Annotated in this window: 19 protein-coding genes; 13 read left to right on the forward strand and 6 right to left on the reverse strand. The window is 64.1% G+C overall.

Annotated features, from left to right (window positions below; translation table 11 throughout):
* The first annotated feature begins 63 nt into the window (after positions 1-63).
* Entirely contained in the window at positions 64-1,860 is a 1,797-nt protein-coding gene (ggt, locus tag JI664_RS15475) for a gamma-glutamyltransferase (RefSeq protein ID WP_207014662.1), read from the forward strand.
* 19 nt (positions 1,861-1,879) lie between these two features.
* Here the strand turns inward: ggt and JI664_RS15480 are convergent, their stop codons facing one another.
* From JI664_RS15480 to JI664_RS15495, 4 genes are all read right to left on the reverse strand, one after another.
* Positions 1,880-2,362: an SRPBCC domain-containing protein gene (locus tag JI664_RS15480; protein WP_207014663.1), complete on the reverse strand. Its 483-nt coding sequence runs from the start codon at positions 2,360-2,362 to the stop codon at positions 1,880-1,882.
* Positions 2,363-2,621: 259 nt separating this feature from the next.
* On the reverse strand, positions 2,622-3,353 hold the full coding sequence (locus JI664_RS15485) for an SDR family NAD(P)-dependent oxidoreductase (protein WP_207014664.1): 732 nt from the start codon (positions 3,351-3,353) through the stop codon (positions 2,622-2,624).
* Positions 3,354-3,356: 3 nt separating this feature from the next.
* Positions 3,357-3,680 carry an EthD family reductase gene (locus JI664_RS15490; protein WP_207014665.1) on the reverse strand — a complete coding sequence of 108 codons (324 nt, stop codon included), beginning with the start codon at positions 3,678-3,680 and terminating at the stop codon, positions 3,357-3,359.
* 11 nt (positions 3,681-3,691) lie between these two features.
* The gene (locus JI664_RS15495; protein WP_207014666.1) at positions 3,692-4,375 is read right to left on the reverse strand and encodes a GntR family transcriptional regulator; all 684 of its coding nucleotides are present in this window, start codon (positions 4,373-4,375) and stop codon (positions 3,692-3,694) included.
* Positions 4,376-4,472: 97 nt separating this feature from the next.
* On the opposite strand from JI664_RS15495, the gene JI664_RS15500 reads away from it, so the two are divergent.
* Genes JI664_RS15500 through JI664_RS15515 form a run of 4 tightly spaced genes read left to right on the forward strand, consistent with a single transcriptional unit; the run spans position 4,473 to position 8,261 of the window.
* Positions 4,473-5,411 carry a fumarylacetoacetate hydrolase family protein gene (locus JI664_RS15500; protein WP_207014667.1) on the forward strand — a complete coding sequence of 313 codons (939 nt, stop codon included), beginning with the start codon at positions 4,473-4,475 and terminating at the stop codon, positions 5,409-5,411.
* A gap of 30 nt (positions 5,412-5,441) precedes the next feature.
* Positions 5,442-6,434 (forward strand): TRAP transporter substrate-binding protein DctP, encoded by a 993-nt coding sequence (gene dctP / locus JI664_RS15505; protein WP_207014668.1) that lies wholly within the window; start codon positions 5,442-5,444, stop codon positions 6,432-6,434.
* A gap of 7 nt (positions 6,435-6,441) precedes the next feature.
* A complete protein-coding gene (locus JI664_RS15510; RefSeq protein WP_207014669.1) occupies positions 6,442-6,975 on the forward strand; it encodes a TRAP transporter small permease in 534 nt (177 codons plus the stop codon).
* The gene (locus tag JI664_RS15515) at positions 6,972-8,261 is read left to right on the forward strand and encodes a TRAP transporter large permease (RefSeq protein WP_207014670.1); all 1,290 of its coding nucleotides are present in this window, start codon (positions 6,972-6,974) and stop codon (positions 8,259-8,261) included. Before JI664_RS15510 ends, JI664_RS15515 begins: the two co-directional genes overlap by 4 nt.
* Before the next feature lie 73 nt (positions 8,262-8,334).
* Here the strand turns inward: JI664_RS15515 and JI664_RS15520 are convergent, their stop codons facing one another.
* Positions 8,335-8,958, reverse strand: a complete 624-nt coding sequence (locus tag JI664_RS15520; RefSeq protein ID WP_207014671.1) for a TetR/AcrR family transcriptional regulator — start codon at positions 8,956-8,958, stop codon at positions 8,335-8,337.
* A gap of 115 nt (positions 8,959-9,073) precedes the next feature.
* Here JI664_RS15520 and JI664_RS15525 point away from each other — a divergent pair, with 115 nt between their 5' ends.
* From JI664_RS15525 to JI664_RS15535, 3 genes are all read left to right on the forward strand, one after another.
* Positions 9,074-11,119 carry an NADH:flavin oxidoreductase gene (locus JI664_RS15525; RefSeq protein WP_207014672.1) on the forward strand — a complete coding sequence of 682 codons (2,046 nt, stop codon included), beginning with the start codon at positions 9,074-9,076 and terminating at the stop codon, positions 11,117-11,119.
* A 310-nt stretch (positions 11,120-11,429) separates the two neighbouring features.
* On the forward strand, positions 11,430-12,671 hold the full coding sequence (locus tag JI664_RS15530; protein WP_207014673.1) for an aromatic ring-hydroxylating oxygenase subunit alpha: 1,242 nt from the start codon (positions 11,430-11,432) through the stop codon (positions 12,669-12,671).
* Between the two features lie 4 nt (positions 12,672-12,675).
* Entirely contained in the window at positions 12,676-13,761 is a 1,086-nt protein-coding gene (locus tag JI664_RS15535; RefSeq protein WP_207014674.1) for a hybrid-cluster NAD(P)-dependent oxidoreductase, read from the forward strand.
* Positions 13,762-14,089: 328 nt separating this feature from the next.
* Here JI664_RS15535 and JI664_RS15540 read toward each other — a convergent pair whose 3' ends face one another.
* Complete coding sequence (locus JI664_RS15540) at positions 14,090-14,842, reverse strand: IclR family transcriptional regulator (RefSeq protein ID WP_207014675.1); 753 nt, start codon at positions 14,840-14,842, stop codon at positions 14,090-14,092.
* Positions 14,843-15,022: 180 nt separating this feature from the next.
* Here JI664_RS15540 and JI664_RS15545 point away from each other — a divergent pair, with 180 nt between their 5' ends.
* The 5 genes from JI664_RS15545 to JI664_RS15565 all read left to right on the forward strand — a co-directional run bounded on the left by JI664_RS15545 (position 15,023) and on the right by JI664_RS15565 (position 19,333).
* Positions 15,023-15,859, forward strand: a complete 837-nt coding sequence (locus tag JI664_RS15545) for a cyclase family protein (RefSeq protein ID WP_207014676.1) — start codon at positions 15,023-15,025, stop codon at positions 15,857-15,859.
* A gap of 86 nt (positions 15,860-15,945) precedes the next feature.
* Positions 15,946-16,299, forward strand: a complete 354-nt coding sequence (locus JI664_RS15550) for a cupin domain-containing protein (protein WP_207014677.1) — start codon at positions 15,946-15,948, stop codon at positions 16,297-16,299.
* Positions 16,300-16,303: 4 nt separating this feature from the next.
* Positions 16,304-17,098, forward strand: coding sequence for an SDR family NAD(P)-dependent oxidoreductase (locus tag JI664_RS15555; RefSeq protein WP_207014678.1), 795 nt, complete (start codon positions 16,304-16,306; stop codon positions 17,096-17,098).
* Positions 17,099-17,101: 3 nt separating this feature from the next.
* Complete coding sequence (locus JI664_RS15560; RefSeq protein WP_207014679.1) at positions 17,102-18,028, forward strand: 3-hydroxyacyl-CoA dehydrogenase family protein; 927 nt, start codon at positions 17,102-17,104, stop codon at positions 18,026-18,028.
* Between the two features lie 36 nt (positions 18,029-18,064).
* Positions 18,065-19,333, forward strand: a complete 1,269-nt coding sequence (locus JI664_RS15565; RefSeq protein WP_207014680.1) for an ABC transporter substrate-binding protein — start codon at positions 18,065-18,067, stop codon at positions 19,331-19,333.
* Positions 19,334-19,371: the final 38 nt, after the last annotated feature.

The following is a 19,371-nucleotide window of genomic DNA, read 5'->3' on the forward strand; positions in this document are numbered from 1 at the left end:
ACGGGCTATGATTCTTGGCGGGAATGGGCATTCTGAGTTTCTGACGGAAAGCGGAGGCCCGGAATGATCAGGATCTTGTCTCTTTCGGCATGCATGGCGCTCAGCGCCTTTGCGGCTGATGCCCAGCAGACCACCGATGCAGTCGCCCCCGAAATGGCGTCGCCATCGGCGGCCTTCGCGGGCCTGTCGGACGCAGCGCAGGCCTCGTTCGCCGCGCGCGAGGCGGGAGTGCCGGTGCGGGCCGATAACTGGATGATCGTCGCCGCGAACCCGCTTGCGGTCGAGGCGGGGGCGGATGTTCTGGCCGCGGGGGGCAGCGCGGCGGATGCGATGGTCGCGGTTCAGGCGGTGCTGGGGCTGGTCGAGCCGCAAAGCTCGGGTTTGGGCGGCGGTGCATTCCTCGTCTGGTACGATTCCGCGACGCGCAGCATCACGACACTGGATGGCCGCGAAACGGCACCGATGGCCGCGACCCCAACCCTGTTTCAGGACGAGAACGGCGCGCCGCTGCAGTTTTTCGACGCCGTTGTCGGCGGGTTGTCCGTGGGCGCGCCGGGCACGCCCGCGCTTCTGGAGGCGGCGCATCGCCGCTGGGGGCGGCAATCGTGGAGCGGGCTGTTCGACGCCGCCATCGGCCATGCCGAGGCGGGCTTTGCTGTGTCGCCCCGGCTGGCGGCGCTTGTCGAGGGCGGCGCGGAGCGCTTGCAGCGTTTCCCGGCGACGGCGGCCTATTTCTTTCCCGACGGGCAGGCGCTTGCCGCCGGTGACACCTTGCGCAACCCGGCCTATGCCGAGACCCTTCGGGCCATGGCGCGTGACGGGTCGCGGGTGATGTATACGGGGCCGATTGCCGAGGGGATCGTCGCGACCGTGCGCGGCGCCGAGGGCAATCCGGGGCTGCTGTCGATGGCCGATCTCGCCGCCTATGACGTCGTTGAGCGTCCGGCGATCTGCGTCGATTACCGCGCCCACGAGGTCTGCGGCATGGGTCCGCCATCCTCGGGGGCGCTGACGGTGGGGCAGATTCTGGGAATGCTCGAGGGCTATGACCTTGCCGCTTCGGGGCCTGATGACCCGCAATCGTGGCGGCTGATCGGCGACGCGTCGCGGCTCGCTTTCGCGGATCGAGGCCACTATATGGCCGACAGCGATTACGTGCCGATGCCGACCGATGGTCTTGTCGATCCGATGTATCTGGGGCTACGCGGCGCGCTTCTGTCGGGTGACCATGCCTTGGAGCGGGTCAGCCCCGGCGCGCCCGGGTGGGACCATGCGCTGAACCTGTCCGACGATATCTCGCTCGAACTGCCGTCGACCTCGCATATCTCGATCGTCGATGCCTATGGCAACGCGCTGTCGATGACGACGACGATCGAGAACGCGTTCGGATCGCGGCTGATGACGCCGGGCGGGTTTCTGCTGAACAATGAGCTGACCGATTTCTCGTTCCGCACCCATGTCGACGGCGTGCCGATTGCGAACCGGCTGGAACCGGGGAAACGCCCGCGCTCGTCCATGGCGCCCACCATCGTGATGAGAGACGGCGCGCCCGTTCTGGTCATCGGCTCGCCGGGCGGCAGCCGGATCATCGGCTATGTTGCGCAATCCATCATCGCCCATCTCGACTGGGGTATGGATGTGCAACAGGCGGTCGCCATGCCGCATGCGGTCAACCGGTTCGGGACCTTCGATCTGGAAGAGGGAACCGAGGCGGCGAGCCTGGCCGAGCCGCTCTCCGCGCTGGGATACGAGGTAAGCGTCCGCGCGCTGAACTCGGGCCTGCACGCCATCGCGCTTCACCCCGACGGGCTGCAGGGCGGCGCCGATCCCCGGCGCGAGGGCATCGCGCTGGGCCAGTGATGGCCCCGGCGCAAGCGGTTTAGGCCGTTTTCGCGGTGTATTGGCAGAACATTTCGAGCCATTCCTGCCACCGCTTCAGCCCGATCATCACATCGCGCATGGCTTGGGCATGGGGTTCGCCCTGGCGCGAGAATCCGTGGTGTCGCAAGGTTACGCGCGTCCCGTCGGGGTGCTTGGCGAAGGTGATGTCGATGACGCTGGCGCGCGCGGGATCGGGTTCGGGCACCCACGGACTGACGGTGGCGTCCATCTGCCATCCGAGGCTCAGCGATCGCCCGGCATCCGCCAACAGAACCGCGCCCCAGAGATCTCGGTCGCCACTGCGCGTGATCTCGCCCCATTGGGCCTTGTCCAGATCGATGAACACGGTGTCGAGCGCGGCCTCGCCGCAGAAACAATGCTCGCGGGGCCACCAGTCGGGGAAGTGATGGACAAAGAGCGCCCACGCCCTTTCGGGCGGAACGGGAACGTCGATGCTGTGCGTGATCTCGTCAGGGTTCATGCGTTTCTCCACCATGTTTCCAGAGTATCTCCCAACCTGTGCTCTGCCTCAAAGCTCAGTTTCCGTCCGGCGGCCGACAGAACCGCGCCCGAGAGATCGCGGCGGTATGCAGAACCCCGTCGACGTCATTCAGCAGCTCCGTAGCGGTGCGCGCAAGATATCGGCTTCGATGAACGCGACGCCGGGCAGGGCCAGAACCGATGGCGAGGGCGGGCGCATTGCTGGCCGATCAGGCCCGCGCCGGTGATAAGGACCGGGCTCAAATGCCCAACCCACCCAGCGATTTGCCGCCGTCCACGAACAGCGTCTGACCGGTGACGAACGCCGCTTCGGGGCTGGCCAGCCAGACGACGGCCGAGGCGATCTCGGACGGATCGGCGGCGCGGCCTGCGGGTTCCAGTTTGCTCCAGGCTTCGAACATCTCGTCGGGGGCCGAGCGGGTCATAGGGGTATCGGTGAATCCGGGTGCGACCGAGTTCACGGTGATGCCGGTGCCGCGCAATTCCATCGCGAAGGCCCGGGTCAGACCGACCACCGCCGCTTTCGAAGCGACGTAATGCGCAAAGCGCGTGCCGCCCAGGGCACCGCGAGACGAGATCGTTACCACCCGACCGCCTGACTGCATCCGCGCGATCCCCTCTTGGGCAGCGATGAAGGTGCCGATCAGGTTGACCTCCATCATCTTGCGAAAGTCGTCCTCGGTCAGATCCGCCAGTTTGCGATCCCAGTAGACGCCGGCGGCCGTCACTACCGTGTCGATCCGCTCTTCGGCATCCATGACAGCCTGAATTTGCGCACGGTTGGTCGTATCCGCGACCATGCCTTGCGCATCGAATCCTTCGGTGCGTAAGGCTTCGGACGCGGCGTCGACCTTGGTCCGATCGAGGTCCAGCAGGATTACTCGGTCCCCGGCCACACCAAGTGCCCGGGCGATGGCCAACCCGATACCCTGTCCCGCCCCGGTGACCAGCGACGTACGTTTGGCGCCCATGGCTCAGCCCTCGATCGCTTCTGAAACGACATGCGTCACGGTCCCGTTGAAGGGCGCCATACCTTCCTTGATCCGGTCGCGGACAGCGGTGCGAACCGGGCTGGCCAGCGCCGCGTCCATATCCGCCAGCGAGTCGAACAGAAGGTCGAACTGCATGTAGACCGGTGGCGCGCCGTCATCGGCCTGAACCAGTTTGCGCAGCGTGACCTCGCGAATGCCGGGATAGGTGCCGATCTCGGGCACGACGACATCGCGCATATAAGCGTCGAAAGCGGGCTGGTCGTCAGGGGCGACGGAGCCCAGCAACAAGGCGGATCTGAGTATCATGGGATGGCCTTTCAGCTGTCGGTCGGGGTCAGCAAGCGCGCGACCGCATCCTCGGTCTTGCGCAAATGGGTGTTCATCAGCGCAACCGCATGCGTGGCGTCACGGTTCAGGACGGCGTCCATGATCTGACGATGCTCGGCATTCACATCGCGCACATCGGCGGCCAGATTGCGATAATTCAGCAGGCGCAGTTTGCGGTATCGCTCGGAATGATCCGCCAGTTCGCGCCAGATCTGCAAAAGCCAGGTCGATCCGGCCGCCGCGACCAGCGCGTAGTGAAACTTGCGGTGCAGACGCTCCCATGCGGCGGCGGTCTCGCGGTCGTCGGGGGATTCGGGCAAGGGCGCGCGGGCCAGCAAGTGCATCGCGCGCACGATCTCGCCTTCCCATTCGGCATCGCCAAGCTTGATGGCCTTCGTGAGACACAGCTCTTCGATCTCGCGGCGGGTCTGCATCAGGTCGCGCAGCTCGTCGAGCGTCGCCTCGCGCACGCGGGCGCCGCGATTGACCTCGTTTGTGACCATTCCTTCGCTCGAGAGCCGCATCAACGCCTCTCTGATCGGCGTCAGGCCCAGATTGTAGCGTTCACGCAGATCGGCGGCGCGCAAGCGCTCGCCTGGAAGCAGGTCTCCGTGCAGAATCTCGTGCCGCAGCAGGTCATAGGCAGAAGCCTGGGCGTTTTCGGTGGTGCTCATTTTTTGTATTGACTTACAGATTTTATAAAATCTAATCTAATTCACATAATATGACCCGTCAAGCCTGGAATTGGGCACAAAAGGAGCTGTCGACGCCATGACGCAAACCGTTTCCCCTGCTGGCGCATGGGCGCTTGCTACCGTGTCGACCGACGCGGGGCCTGTTGCCTGTCTGGAAGTCGATGGCGTTCTCTATGATCTTGCGGCCTCGCTGACGCGTGTCGGGTGGGACGGCGATGTGACCGGCACGGCGCTGTTCGAAGACTGGGACCGGGCCGAGGCGGCGCTGGCGCAGGCTGCCGCGCAGGTCTCGCGCGATGACGCGGTCGACGGCATGCTGCCCCGGCTGGCGCCGATCCTGTATCCCGGCAAGGTGCTCTGTGCGGGGGCGAACTATTTCAAGCACATGGCCGAGATGGGCTTTCCGGTTTCGGACAAGTCCACGCAGCGGCTGTTTTTCTTCTTCAAGCCGCCCCGCAATGCTGTCGTTGGCGAAGGGCCGACGGTTCACATGCCGCTCGATACCAACGCTTTCGACTGGGAGGTCGAACTGGCGCTGGTGATCGGCAAACCCTGCCGCGCCGTCAGCGCCGAAGAGGCTCTCGATTACATCGCGGGCTACACCGTCGCGGTCGATTTCTGCGCCCGTGACCTCAACAAGGCGCCCGAGCAATTCTACAAGCTCGACTGGGTTGCGGGAAAGGCGCAGGAAAGCTGCTGCCCCCTCGGTCCGCGCTTCATCCCGGCCTCGGCCCTGCCGGATCCTCAGGCGCTGCGGCTGGGCCTGAGCGTGAACGGCGAGACCAAGCAGGACGACATCACCGGCGACATGATCTTTTCCGTCGCCGAGCAATTGTCGACCCTGTCGCGCATCATGACGCTCGATCCGGGCGACGTGGTTCTGACCGGCACCCCTGCGGGCGTCGGCGCTGCCAAACAGACCTTCCTGTCGGTCGGTGACGAGGTCGAGGCCTGGATCGAAGGCATCGGCACCCTGAAGAACACCATTCAACCCCCGAAGACGAACGCCGGCTAACGGCGCGCCCCTCAACACGGAGAGATGACCATGTTTGCCATGAACCTAACCCGACGCGCGATGATCGCGGCCACCGCGTTCGGTCTTGCGGCTTTGCCCGCCCTTGCGCAGGCGCAGACCGTGCGCTTTTCGACCGCCGGACCGGCGGGCGACTTTCTCTATCGCGGGATGGAGATGATGGCGCAGCACGTTGCCGACGCGGATGTCGGTCTCACGGTCGAGACCTATCCCTCGTCGTCGCTGTTCCGGCAGGGCACCGAAGTTCCGGCGATCCAGCGCGGCAATCTGGAAATGAGCACCATGGCCGCGCCCGAAATCTCGGGGCAGATCCCGTCGTGGGGCTTCCTGAGCCGCGCGTTCCTGTTCCGGGACTATGACCACATGATGGAGGTCATGTCCGGGCCGATCGGCGAGCAGCTTACCGCCGACGTGGCCGAGGAAATGGGGATCGAGATCCTTGCCGTGGCCTATCTCGGCACCCGCCAGGTCGCTCTGCGCGAAGCGCGCGACGTCACCGGCCCCGAAGACCTGAACGGCGTGCGCCTGCGGATGCCCGGCTCGCCCGAATGGCTGCTTCTGGGTGAATCGCTGGGGGTCGAGCCGACGCCGATGGCAATGCCCGAGGTCTATGTCGCGCTGCAGACCGGCGCCATCGACGGGCAGGAAAACCCGCTGACGATCTTCAACGCGGCGCGGTTCCACGAGGTCAGCGAACAAGTTCTTCTGACCTCGCACATGGTTCAGCCGGTCTTCTTTGCCATCTCGAAGCCCTTCTTCGATGCGCTGACCGACGAACAGCAGCAGGTGCTGCGCGACGGTGCCCGGATCGGCGCCGAATGGAACAACGAACAGCGCCGCGCTGACGAAATGTCGGTCGCCGAGCGTCTGGTCAGCGAGCTGGGTCTGCGCGTCGATGAGATCGATCTGAGCGCGTTCTATGAGAACGCCGACGCGGTCTATGCCAGTTCGGACCTCGCTGAGGAATGGAATGCCGACCTGATGAATCAGGTCATGGGCCGTTAAGCCGCCGATGGCCCGCATTCTCCCGACACTCCTTTCGGGTGCCCGAGTCGTCCGCCGCCTCGCCGAGGCGGCGGCGACGCTCTCCTTCGCCGCGCTGGCCGCGTTGCTCGCCTATACTGTCTGGCAACGCTACGTCATGGGCACGCCGTCGCGCTGGTCGGATGAGCTGGCGATGGTCCTGTTCTTGTGGATCATCTTTTCCGCAGCGGCTCTGGTCATTCCTTACCGCGAGCAGATCGCGGTTGGCTTGCTAACCGACAATGTCGCACCGTCCAGACGCCGCTTGCTGGAAGCTCTCGGCGCGGCGCTGTGCGGCGCGATCTTGCTGGCGACGCTGCCGGTGACGCTCGATTACATCGCGTTTCTCTGGCGTGAACGCACGCCCGCGATGCGGTTGCGCCTGAACCATGTCTACCTGATCTTCGGAATCTTCCAGGGCCTCGTCGCGCTCAGCCTGCTGTTGCGCGCGGCCATCGTCCTGTCGGGGCGTCCGGTTCCCTTTGATGCCGAGTCTTCTGCACAGAAAGACAAGACCCCATGAGCCTTGCCTTCGCGTCCCTTCTCATCGTGCTCGTCGGCCTTGTGCTGCTGCGCGTGCCGATCTCTTTTGCGATGATCTGCGGGGGCTTTGCCTATCTGTGGATGGGCGAACAGGATATGGGTCTGGTTGTCGACCAGATCATGAACAGCATGTTCAGCTCGTATGTGCTGCTGGCGGTCCCGATGTTCATCCTCGCCGCGAACATGATGAATGCCGGAACGATCTCGGAACGGCTGTGGCGCGCCGCCGATGCACTGGTGGGGCGGGCGCGGGGCGGGCTGGGGCATGTGAATGTCCTTGTCAGCATCGTCTTTTCCTCGATGTCGGGCAGTGCCGTGGCCGATGCGGCCGGACCCGGCATGATGTCGATCCGCATGATGCAGAAAGTGGGCGGCTATCCCGGCGGTCTGGCCGTCGCGGTGACGGCGGCCTCGGCGGTCATCGCGCCGATCATTCCGCCTTCGATCCCGATGGTTCTGTATGCCCTGAACTCGAATACCTCGGTCGGGGCGCTGTTTCTGGGCGGTATCGTGCCGGGCCTGATGATGGGGGTGGGCCTGATGATCACCATCGCGATCATCGCCCCGCGAATGGATCTGCCGGCCTCCGACCCGATGAGCCGATCCGAGATCCTGCGGGCCCTCGGGGGGGCGATCCTGCCCATGACGCTGCCGGTGGTGCTGCTGGGCGGGATCTGGTCGGGCATCTTCACGCCGACAGAGGCGGCTGCCGTGGGTGCGATCTGGGCTTTCATCCTGTCGGCCGTCGTTTATCGTGCCATCGACCTGCGCGGATTGTGGGCGGTGTTGCGGTTGTCGATGTCGAACGCGAGCGTCGTCATGCTGCTGATCGCCGGGGCGTTCCTGATCAACTATGCGGTTACGGCCGAACGCCTCGACCGCGCGCTCGCCGACCTGATCCTGTCGCGCGACATGGCACCCTGGGCGTTCCTGCTGATCGTGAATCTGCTGTTCCTGGCGCTGGGCTGCCTGATCGATACCGGCACGCTGATTCTCGTCTTCGTGCCGCTGCTGATGCCGACGGTTGCGGCGCTGGGGATTGATCCGGTTCATTTCGGCGTGCTGATCACGGTGAACATCATGATCGGGCTTGTGACGCCGCCCTTCGGTCTGCTGCTTTTCGTTCTCGGGGGGCTGTCGAAGGTCGGGATGGGCGAGACCGTTCGTTACCTGTGGCCGTTTCTGATCACGTTGATCCTGTGTCTGGGGCTTATCACCTATATCCCGTCGATCGTGCTGGCCTTGCCGCATGCGCTGGGCTTCTGAACGGCGCACTGATGCATCAGCCACGGACCTGTACTCGGTTACCGGTAATGCGGTCCGGGAAAGCGCCAATCGGTCAGGTCTTATGACGCGCGCGGAACCGGGCCAGCTCGCTTTCGGTGGCGGCCTGACCGGTGAAGGTCATGACGTAATCGGGCACACGCGCCAGACGCTCAGCCATGGTTTCGCGCACCTGCATCGAGATATAGCCGATCTGCGTCAAATAGACGGTGCGCGCGCGGACATCGGCCTCGCCCGGGCTGTAACCGAAGCGGGCGAACATATCGTGGATGGCACTTAGACGGGCGGCGTCGGCGGCATGCACGCGGGCGGCGACGTCGTCCGATTGGTGGGCCCATCCGCGCACCGCGAGGTCGAGCCGTGTCTCGAACGGGCCGTCATCCAGAAAGACGCCGATCAGGTTGAGCACGGCCTCGGCGATGGTCTCTGAATAGCTTTGCGTCGCGCGTTCGAGACTGCCGGTATTCGTTGCCTCCCAATCCGCCAGAATCGCATCCAGCAGCGCCGCCCGATCCGGAAAAAACCAGTAAAAGCTGGTGCGCGACAGATTCAGCCGCGTGGCCAGTGGCTGGATCTTCACAGCGTCGAGTCCGGAGGTAACGAACGCCTCGCGCGCAGCGTCGAGCCAGACTTCGCGTGAGCCGCGCCATCCGCCTGTTTTTTCGGTCTTTTCGGTCATGTCGCTACTTTATGGGGCCGCGTCGTATTCAGCAAGAAAATCGTCAGTCATGAACATTAAATTGACAGTGGTGAACAGTCCTGAAAACCTGCTGCCAGTCAACCGGAGCCACGCCATGTCCAACGACCCCTTGTTGCAGCCCTACCAGCTTAAGCACCTGACGTTGCGCAATCGCATCATGACGACCAGCCACGAACCGGCCTATCCCGAAGACGGCATGCCCAAGGAACGCTATGCCGCCTATCATGCGGAGCGCGCGAAGGCCGGTGTGGCGCTGGCGATGACGGCGGGGTCAGCAGCGGTGTCCAAGGACAGCCCGCCGGTCTTCAACAACATCCTCGCCTACAAGGACGAGGTGGTGCCGTGGATCAAGACCCTGACCGATGCCTGCCACGATCATGGCTGCGCGGTGATGATCCAGCTGACGCATCTCGGTCGTCGCACGGCGTGGAACAAGGGGGCATGGCTGCCCTCGGTCTCGTCTTCCAAGCACCGCGAACCGTCGCACCGGGCCTTTCCCAAGCGGGCCGAGGACTGGGACATCGAACGCATCATCGCCGATTTCGCCGATGCCACGGAGCGGATGAAGGCGGGTGGCATGGACGGGATCGAGTTGCAGGTCTATGGCCACCTGCTCGATCAGTTCTGGTCGCCGCTGACCAATGATCTGGACGGGCCCTATGGGGGCCAGACGCTGGACACCCGGATGCAACTGCTGATGGATGTGCTGGGCGGTATCCGCAAGCGGGTGGGCGACGACTTCATTGTCGGTTTGCGCTACACGGCGGACGAGGCCGAGGACGGCGGCATCACCGAAGAGGACGGCATCGAGATATCGAAGCGCCTTGCCGCCTCGGGCATGGTCGATTTCCTCAACGTGGTGCGAGGCCGGATCCACACCGATCCGGCGATGACCGACCTGATCCCGATCCAGGGCATGAAGAACGCCCCGCATCTGGATTTCGCCGGACGGGTGAAGCAGGCCACCGGCATGCCCACCTTCCACGCCGCAAAGATCCCCGACGTGGCGACGGCCCGTCATGCGGTGGCGGCGGGGCTTCTGGACATGGTGGGCATGACCCGGGCGCATATGGCCGACCCGCATGTGGTGAAAAAGATCATGGAAGGGCGCGAGGATGACATCCGTCCCTGCGTCGGCGCGACCTATTGCCTCGACCGGATCTATCAGGCGGGTGACGCGCTGTGCATCCACAATGCCGCGACGGGCCGCGAGCTGACCATGCCGCATTCGATCGAACCCGCCGAGACCCGCAAGAGGGTGGTGATTGTCGGTGCCGGTCCCGCGGGCCTTGAGGCGGCGCGCGTCGCCGCCGAGCGCGGGCACGCCGTGACGGTTCTCGAAGCGCAGCCCGATCCGGGCGGGCAGGTGCGCCTGACCGCGCAGAATCCGCGCCGCCGTGAGATGATCAGCATCATCGACTGGCGCATGGCGCAATGCGCCGCGCGCGATGTCGAGTTCCGCTTCAATAGCTGGGCCGAGGCCGAGGACATTACCGCGCTGAACCCGGACGTGGTCATCGTCGCCACCGGCGGCCTGCCCAATACCGAGCTGTTTGAAAGCGGCAAGGAACAGGATCTGGTCGTCACCGCCTGGGATATCATCGCGGGCGACGTCAAGCCCGGCCAGAACGTACTGATCTATGACGAAAGCGGCGACCATCCCGGCGTCATGGCCGCCGAGATCGCCGCCAAAGCGGGCAGCAAGGTCGAGATCATGACGCCGGACCGGACCTTTGCCCCTGACATCATGGCGATGAACCTCGTGCCCTATATGCGCGCGCTGCAGGACAAGGATGTGACCTTTACCGTCACGCGCCGCCTGAAAGACGTGCGCCGCGACGGCAATCAGCTGAAGGCGGTGATCGGCACGGATTACAGCGACCTGAAAACGGAAAAGACCTACGATCAGGTGGTGTTGAACTATGGCACCCTGCCGATGGACGATCTGTATTTCGCACTCAAACCGCTGTCGTCGAACGGCGGCGCGGTGGATTACGACGCGCTCATCGACGGCCAGCCGCAGGACGTCACCCGCAATCCCGAGGGGACCTTCGCGCTCTACCGCATCGGCGACGCGGTCAGCGCGCGCAACACGCACGCCGCGATCTACGATGCCCTGCGGTTGATGAAAGACATCTGATCCGGCGCATCCGGGACGGCAGCGCCGTCTCGGCCCATCCCGCGGGGCAGGCGGGCAACACGGTTCCGAGCGGGTTATGGGGCAGAGCTTTCCGCCCTGTAACCCTGTCGGTCCCGCCGTGCCGTCCCGGCTGCCCCTGCGGCGCGAAATCATATCTGCAAGATCGTCGCAAAAACGGTTCCCTCAGTCGCAATCTCCCGGGAAGACGCGCGCGCACCATGCGACGCAGGACGCAACGAAGGGGCAACCGCTTCGCTGGACTGAATCGCCATATTCCGCGCAATCGCGGACGCAAACCCAAAGGTGTCACATGCTGAGTGAATCTGATGTCCTTTCCACTCTGATGCGCCGAAAGCCTGCGCATTCGCTCGCCCAGGACCTGTATTGCGATCCCGGCGTCTTCGAAGCCGACATGGCCCGCATTTGGTACAAAGAGTGGCTGTTTATCCTGCCGTCATGCGAAATTCCCAAGGCCGGGAACTACGTTGTTCACGAGATCGGCGCCTATTCGGTCGTGATCGTGCGCGGCAATGACGGTCAGATCCGCGCTTTTCACAATTCCTGCCGTCACCGCGGGTCGGTCCTGTGCAAGACCAAGAAGGGCACCGGTCCCAAGCTGGTCTGCCCCTACCACCAGTGGACCTATGAGCTGGATGGCAAACTGCTCTGGGCGCGCGAGATGGGTCCCGATTTCGATGCCTCCAAGCACGGGCTCAAGCCGGTGCATTGCCGCAATGTTTCGGGGATGGTCTATATCTGTCTCGCCGACGAAGCGCCCGCGATCGAGGACTTTGCCGCGCAGACCGCGCGTTACCTTGCGCCGCACGATCTGGAAAATTCGAAGGTCGCCTTTGAGAGCACCATCATCGAGAACGGCAACTGGAAGCTGGTCTGGGAAAACAACCGCGAATGCTACCATTGCTCGGGCAACCACCCGTCGCTATGCCGCACCTTCCCCGAAGATCCGCGTGCCATCGGCAACGATGATAGCGGCGAGATGTCCGGCCTGTTGGACAAGCACGTCAAGCGTTGCGAAGCGGTCGGCGCGCCGTCCGCCTACAAGGAGGCCCTGCAGGGCGACTGGCGTTTCGTGCGCACGCCGCTGTTGGGGGCGGGCGAAAGCTATACGATGGATGGCAAGGTCGCCGTGACCAAACCGAACTCTTCGATCCCGTTCCGGGATGGGGGTTCGCTTTTGAAATACAAATATCCGGGTTGCTGGAACCACTTCCTGTCGGACCACGCACTGGTTTTCCGTGTCACGCCGATCAGCGCGACGCAGACCGAAGTCTGCACCAAATGGCTGGTGCACAAGGATGCGGTCGAGGGGCAGGATTACGATCTCAAGCGCCTGACCGAGGTCTGGATCGCCACCAATGATGAAGACCGCGAAGTGGTCGAAAACAACCAGCGTGGCATCCGGTCTCCGGCCTATGTGCCCGGGCCCTACTCGCCGACGCATGAAGGCGGGAACATCCAGTTCACCAATTGGTACGCCGACACCATGATCCGGGCGATCACCGGCGTCGTCACCCCGATTGCGGCGGAGTGAGGCCATGGTTCTCGATATTGACATGCGGGCTTCGGGCGACGACGGAATCTGGCAGGATTCCGAGATGCTGGTCTGTTGCGCCGTGGTGCCCGAAGCACCCAACACCGCGACGTTCAGCTTCGTGTCGCCCTCGGGACGGCAATTCCGCTACGAGCCCGGCCAGTTCGTGACGCTCGAACTGCCGGTGCCGGGCGGCACAGTCTGGAAAACCTACACGATCTCGTCGTCGCCCTCGCGGCCCCTGACGCTTTCGGTCACGGTGAAGGCCCAGACCGGCAGCGTCGGCACCCGCTGGATGCTGGATCATCTGCAGCCCGGCATGACGATCAAGGCCACGGGGCCGGCCGGTATCTTTACCCTGCCGCGCAAGGAACAGAAGAAATACCTGTTCATCTCGGCCGGGTCGGGGATCACCCCGTCGCTGGCGATGACCACTTATCTGTACGATCGCGGCACCAATATCGACGTTACCTTCGTGCATTGCGCGCAACGTCCGCAGGATATCATCGCCCGACAGCGGCTTGAACAGATGGCGTCGCGGGTTCCCTCGATCAAGCTGTTCTTCATTGTCGAACAGGACGATCCTTACCGCGTCTGGACCGGGCTGCGTGGCCGTTTGAACCAGTTGATGATCGGCCTGATCGCCGGTGATTACCTGGAACGCGAGGTGTACTGCTGCGGTCCCGAACCGTTCATGGACGCGGTGCGCGAGATGCTCATCGGCCTCGGCTATGACATGGAGCGCTACCATCAGGAGAGCTTCACCGCGCCGGTCAAGAAAGAAGAGCAACTTCCCGAACATGACGACGTGGTGTTGAACGAGGACGCCAAGTCGACAATCGCCTTCGCCCGGTCCGATGTGACCGCCGAATGCCACGAGACCGACACCGTTCTGGCGGTTGCCCGGACAGCCGGGATCGTCATTCCGTCGGGGTGCACGTTCGGCGTTTGTGGCACCTGCAAGGTGCGCAAGACCGCGGGCGACGTGCATATGGTTCACAACGGCGGTATCTCGGACGAGGACATCGAAAGCGGCTATATCCTCGCGTGCTGTTCGAACCCGATCGGCGCGATCGAGATCGACGCCTGAAACAAGCCGGTCCGCTGCAGGCGGGCCGGGCTTGCCTGTCCAAAATGCCAAAGCCGTTCAGAGCGGAGGGCTTCGGAAACACGCCCTGGTCCTGAACGGTAGATGTCGCGACGTATCGCCTGAGATTGGGACGGTCGGTATTCGCATGTGTCGCGCCAGTGCGCGCTGTGCGGCATAGGTGGAGCGCCCCATGACGACGAGGTCCGTTTCGCGAAAGGCGTCCCGCTACGGGCGGACGCTGGCCAAGCACAAGAACACGGGTTGGGCCAATTGATTGGCTTACCGGGACGCGAAAGCTTTCCGGCACCGCACGGACGGGCCGTGGTCATCATTCGGCGAAATGCTGGCGCACGCTGTCGAGCGTTTCACGCAATTCCGTTTCGACCATTTCGCGCATCACCATGAAACGAGGCGTGGGGACGGGCACGGAAATCGCGTGGATCTCGCCGTTGCGGTCGCGGAAGGCGCCACCGAGAGCCGAGATGCCGACCGTGTGCTCGTCGGCATCCTCTGCGATGCCGCGTTCGCGTGTCTTGGCGAGCATCGCGGCGAAGGCGGGCCAGTCGCCGGTCTGATGGGTCCGTTTCCATTCCGCCTCGACCAGCGTGCGGGCTTCGGCCTCGGGCAGCAGTGACAGGGCGGCACGGCCATTGGCACTGCTGGTCAGCGGGAAGACATCGCCCACCGCCGAGATCGTCCGCAGCCGCTGCGTGCCGGGCACCTGATCAAGAAAGATCATCCCCGCGCCGCGCAAGACCGACAGATCCGCCGTCTCACCCAATCGACGCGATAGTTCAGAGAGGTGCAGGCGGCATTCCTCGACGACGTTATAGCGCGTGGCCTCGGAAAGCGCGGTGATCTCGGGGCCGAGACGGATCGACCCGCCGGTCGACGTGGCGATGACCAGCCGCTCGGCCTGAAGGGCGCCGACGATGCGCTGTACCGTAGAGCGGGGCAGCTCCACCCGTTCCGCGATCTGCCCGAGACTCATCCCCTCGGTGTTGTCGCGCAGCACGCGCAGGATGGCGGCCGCGCGCGCGATCACCTGAATGCCTGAGCGCCCTTCGTCCCTGTCTGCCATGCCTTTTCTCCTTCGTCTGCCCGCATAGCAATACAGCGAAACTTGCTTGCTCTGCAATGCGGTACAGTTGTCCCAGATTTTTGTTGACGGGCAGTGAGTCGCGTGTGTACCGTATAGTGGATCGGCGGCACCATATTGCGGTGCAGCATGAATGGGACACATCGGAAGGGAGGGGCCGAGATGGTCAAAGTTCGCGGCATCGAATTCGAGGGAAACCTCGACAACAGCATGGGTCTGGAATTCTACAACCTGAGCCACCGCTTCGGTTTCCAGAACCCCAACTGGCCGTATTTCGAGGATACGAAGATCGAGCGTATCCACTATATGGCGAAGTCGGGCGTGCTGTCGCAGCGCATCACCACGACGATGCACGCCACGACCCATATCGACGCGCCCGCGCATGTTGTGCAGGGCACGCCCTTCATCGACGAAGTGCCGCTGCCGCATTTCTTCGGCTCGGGAATTGTTGTCTCGATGCCCAAGAAGAAATGGGAGCCGATCACCTATGACGATCTGGAAGCGGCCTGCGGCAAGTCGATCCGCAAGGGCGACGTGCTGATCATCAATACCGGCTGGCATCACCAGTACGAAGATGGCGATTACTTCGCCTATTGCCCAGGCTTCGTGAAATCGGCGGGCGAATGGATGGTCGAAAAGGGCGTGAAGGTCGTCGGACACGACACGCAGGCCAACGACCACCCGCTGGCCACCGCGATCGGCCCGCAAAGGAACGGCCCGCTGCTGCCGCATCTGGCCGAGGAATACAAGGAATGGTCCGGCGGCGTGGACTGGAAGGACGCGTTCCCGGAATGGGAGCCGGTGCACAACATCCTGTTCAAGAACGGGATCATGGGCATCGAGAATGTCGGCGGCGATCTGGATGCGGTGACCGGCAAACGCTGCACCTTCGCTTTCTTCCCGTGGAACTGGGATCGCGGCGACGGCTGCATCGTCCGCCTCGTGGCGATGATCGACAAGGGGCAGAACTTCCGCATCGAGCGCGGCGACGCGATCTGATCCGGGAACCGGGGGCTTCGCGCCCCCGGACCCCCGCGGAGTATTTCTGACAAAGTGAAGCACAGCTGGAAGGGGAGGTCTGGCCGATGTTGATCAAGCGTTTTCAAGACGCCAAGCCCTATGATGCGCCCAATCACTGGGGGGTCTCGGGGTTGCGGCTGCAAGGCTTCGAGGACGGCGGCCCGACCAATCAGTGGATCGGTTACAGCCAGTTCCTGCCGGGCGGCGGCGCGGGGCCGGATCAGACGCCCTTCGAGAAGGTCTATGTCGTGCTCGAGGGAGAGATGACCCTTGAATGGGACGACAGGACCGAGGTGCTGCGGGCGATGGACAGCTGCACGATCCCGCCGGGCCAGCAGCGCCGGATCGAGAACCGTTCGAACCATGTCTGCAAGATGCTGGTCGTCGTCCCCTATCCGCCCAAGCCGAAAAGCGAGTGAGGCTATGAGCCTGATGAATCCCCTGTCGATGTTCGATGTCAAAGGCAAGGTTGCGGTGATCACCGGGGCCTCGGGCGCTTTCGGCATGGTGGCCGCGCGGGTGCTGGCCGGGGCCGGCTGCCGCCTTGTGCTGGCCGCGGGTAATACCGCCGCGCTGAGCGAGATCGCCGAGGAATGCCGCGCGGGCGGCGCCGAGGTGCATGAGGCCAATGTCCGCCCCGACACCGAAGCCGCCTGCGAAGGGCTGATCGCGGCGGCGGTCGAGACGTTTGGCGCCTGCGACATCCTTGTCGTGGCGTCGGGCATGAACAAGGTCGCCAAGATCGACGAGATGACGCCCGACACGTTCCTGTCGGTGATGGACGCGAATGTCACGCAGAGCTGGCTGATGGCGCGCGCGGCGACCAAGCAGATGAAGGCGCAGGGGACGGGAGGCAAGATCGTTCTGGTGTCCTCGGCCCGCGGGCTTCTGGGCCATCCGGCGGGCTATACCGCCTATTGCGCGTCGAAGGCGGCGGTCGATGGCATCACCAAGGCGCTCGGATGCGAGCTGGGCCCGACCGGGATCACCGTAAACGCCATCGCGCCCACGGTTTTCCGGTCGCCGTTGACGGCCTGGATGTTCGGCGACGACGACAATGCCAAGTCCGTGCGTGCCGGCTTCCTGGCCCGCGTGCCGAAGGGCCGCCTTGGCGAGCCCGAGGATCTGGCCGGGCCGCTTCTGTTCCTGTCGTCGAAGGCGTCGGATTTCTACACCGGCCATATCCTGTACGCCGATGGCGGCTATACGGCGGGCTGATCCATGACGCAGGACCGCATCATCGGGGTGATTGGCGCAGGCCTCATGGGGCACGGGATCGCCCTTGTCATGGCGCGTGCCGGATTGCGTGTCGCCATCACCGATCCGATGGCCGAGGCGCGCGCGGCCTTGCCCGCCCGCGTGCGCGAGTCGATGACCCTCATGGGGCATGACGAGGCAACGACCGCCGCCGCCCTGTCGCGGATCGAGGTGCGCGACACCCTCGCCTCGACCGTGGCGAATGCCTATGCGGTTTTCGAGGCCGCGCCAGAGAAGATGGCGCTGAAGCAGTCCATCTTCGCCGAGATCGAGGCCGCCGCGCCGCGTGACTGCATCCTTGCGTCGAACACCTCGGTCATGCCGATCACCGAGATCATGGAGGGCCTCGCGTTCAAGGACCGGGCGCTTGGCACGCATTGGTGGAACCCGCCGCACATGATCCCGCTGGTCGAGGTCATCCGCACCGAATGGACCGCCGCGCCCGCGATGGCGGCGATGATGGCGTTGCTGGCCGAGGCCGGAAAAACCCCGGTGCGCGTCGACAAGGACGTGCCGGGGTTCATCGGCAACCGGTTGCAACATGCACTTTGGCGCGAGGCCGTGAGCCTTGTCGAGCGCGGAATCTGCGATGCGGAATCCGTGGATACCGTGGTGAAATCCTGCTTCGGGCGCCGGCTTTCGGTGCTGGGCCCTCTGGAGAATGCCGATCTGGTGGGCACCGATCTGACGCTCGCCATCCATGAAACGGTTCTGGCCGATATCGAGAACCGACCCGGACCCTCGCCTTATCTTCAGCAACTGGTCGCGGACGGCAAGCTCGGCATGAAGTCGGGCGAGGGCTTCCGCAGCTGGACTGCGGAAGAGGCCGCGAAGGTCCGCAACCGGGTCACCACTCATCTGAAGAAACTGGACACGATTCTGGACGACTGACGCTTTTCAACATCTCGAACTGGGGAGGACGAGACGATGAAGACTCTGAATAGACGGCATTTTCTGACGGGAACCTCGGCGCTACTGGCGGCACCCGCGATCTTGCGGGCCACCCGCGCCTATGCGCAGGCGCCGACCATCAAGGTGGGCCATGTGAGCCCGCGAACCGGCCCGCTCGCCGGGTTCGCCGAAGCCGATGACTATATCCTTCAGGCGATTACCGAACGCTTCGGCGCGGGGATCGAGAATAACGGGCGCGCCTGGCAGATCGAGATCATCTCGAAGGACAGTCAGTCGAACCCGAACCGCGCCGCTGAAGTGGCGAGCGAGCTGATCCTGTCCGACGAAGTCGACATCATCGTCGCCGCCTCGACGCCGGACACGGTGAACCCGGTTTCGGATCAGGCCGAGATCAACGAGGTGCCCTGCATCACCACCGACTGCCCGTGGCAGCCGTACTTTTTCGGTCGCGGCGGCAACCCGGCCGAGGGCTTTCTGAGCACTTACCACTTCTTCTGGGGTCTGGAGGACGTGATCGGTGCCTTCCTCGCCATGTGGGATGGCGCAGGCGTGGCCAAGAGCGTGGGCGGCCTGTTCCCGAACGATGCCGACGGCAACGCATGGGGCGACCCGGAGCTGGGTCTGCCGACGCCGCTGGCCGCAGCCGGTTACGATCTGGTCGATCCCGGCCGCTATCAGCCGATGACCGATGATTTCTCGAACTACATCAACGCTTTCAAGGAAGCGGGTTGCGAGATCGTCACCGGCAACATGATCCCGCCCGATTTCGGCACCTTCTGGAGCCAGGCCGCGCAGCAGGGTTTCAATCCGAAGATCGTCACCATCGGCAAGGCGCTGCTGTTCCCGTCCGTGATTCAGGGCCTTGGCGACCGGGGCATTGGTCTCTCGTCCGAGGTCTGGTGGTCGCCCTCGCATCCGTTCTCGTCCTCGCTGACCGGGGCCTCGGCCGGTGATCTGGCGACAGGTTACACGCAGGCGACGGGTCGTCCCTGGACCCAGCCCATCGGTTTCAAGCACGCGCTTTTCGAAGTCGTCGCCGACGTGATCGCGCGGGCCGAGGATCTGGAAGATCCCGACGCGATCATCGCCGCGATCGCGGCTACCGACATGAACACCATCGTCGGACCGGTGAATTGGGCCAATGGGCCGGTGCCCAACGTGACCAAGACGCCACTGGTGGCTGGGCAATGGCAGCGCGAGGGTGAGGGAATCGACCTGAAGATCGTCGCCAATGCCACCGCGCCCAACATCCCCACGACCGGCGAACTGATGCTGCTGTCGTGAGTGCAAGGGGCCTGCCGTCTGGCGGCGGCCCCGAACCT

The organism is Rhodobacter sp. NTK016B, from assembly GCF_017303295.1.
Classification (GTDB): Bacteria; Pseudomonadota; Alphaproteobacteria; order Rhodobacterales; family Rhodobacteraceae; genus Pararhodobacter.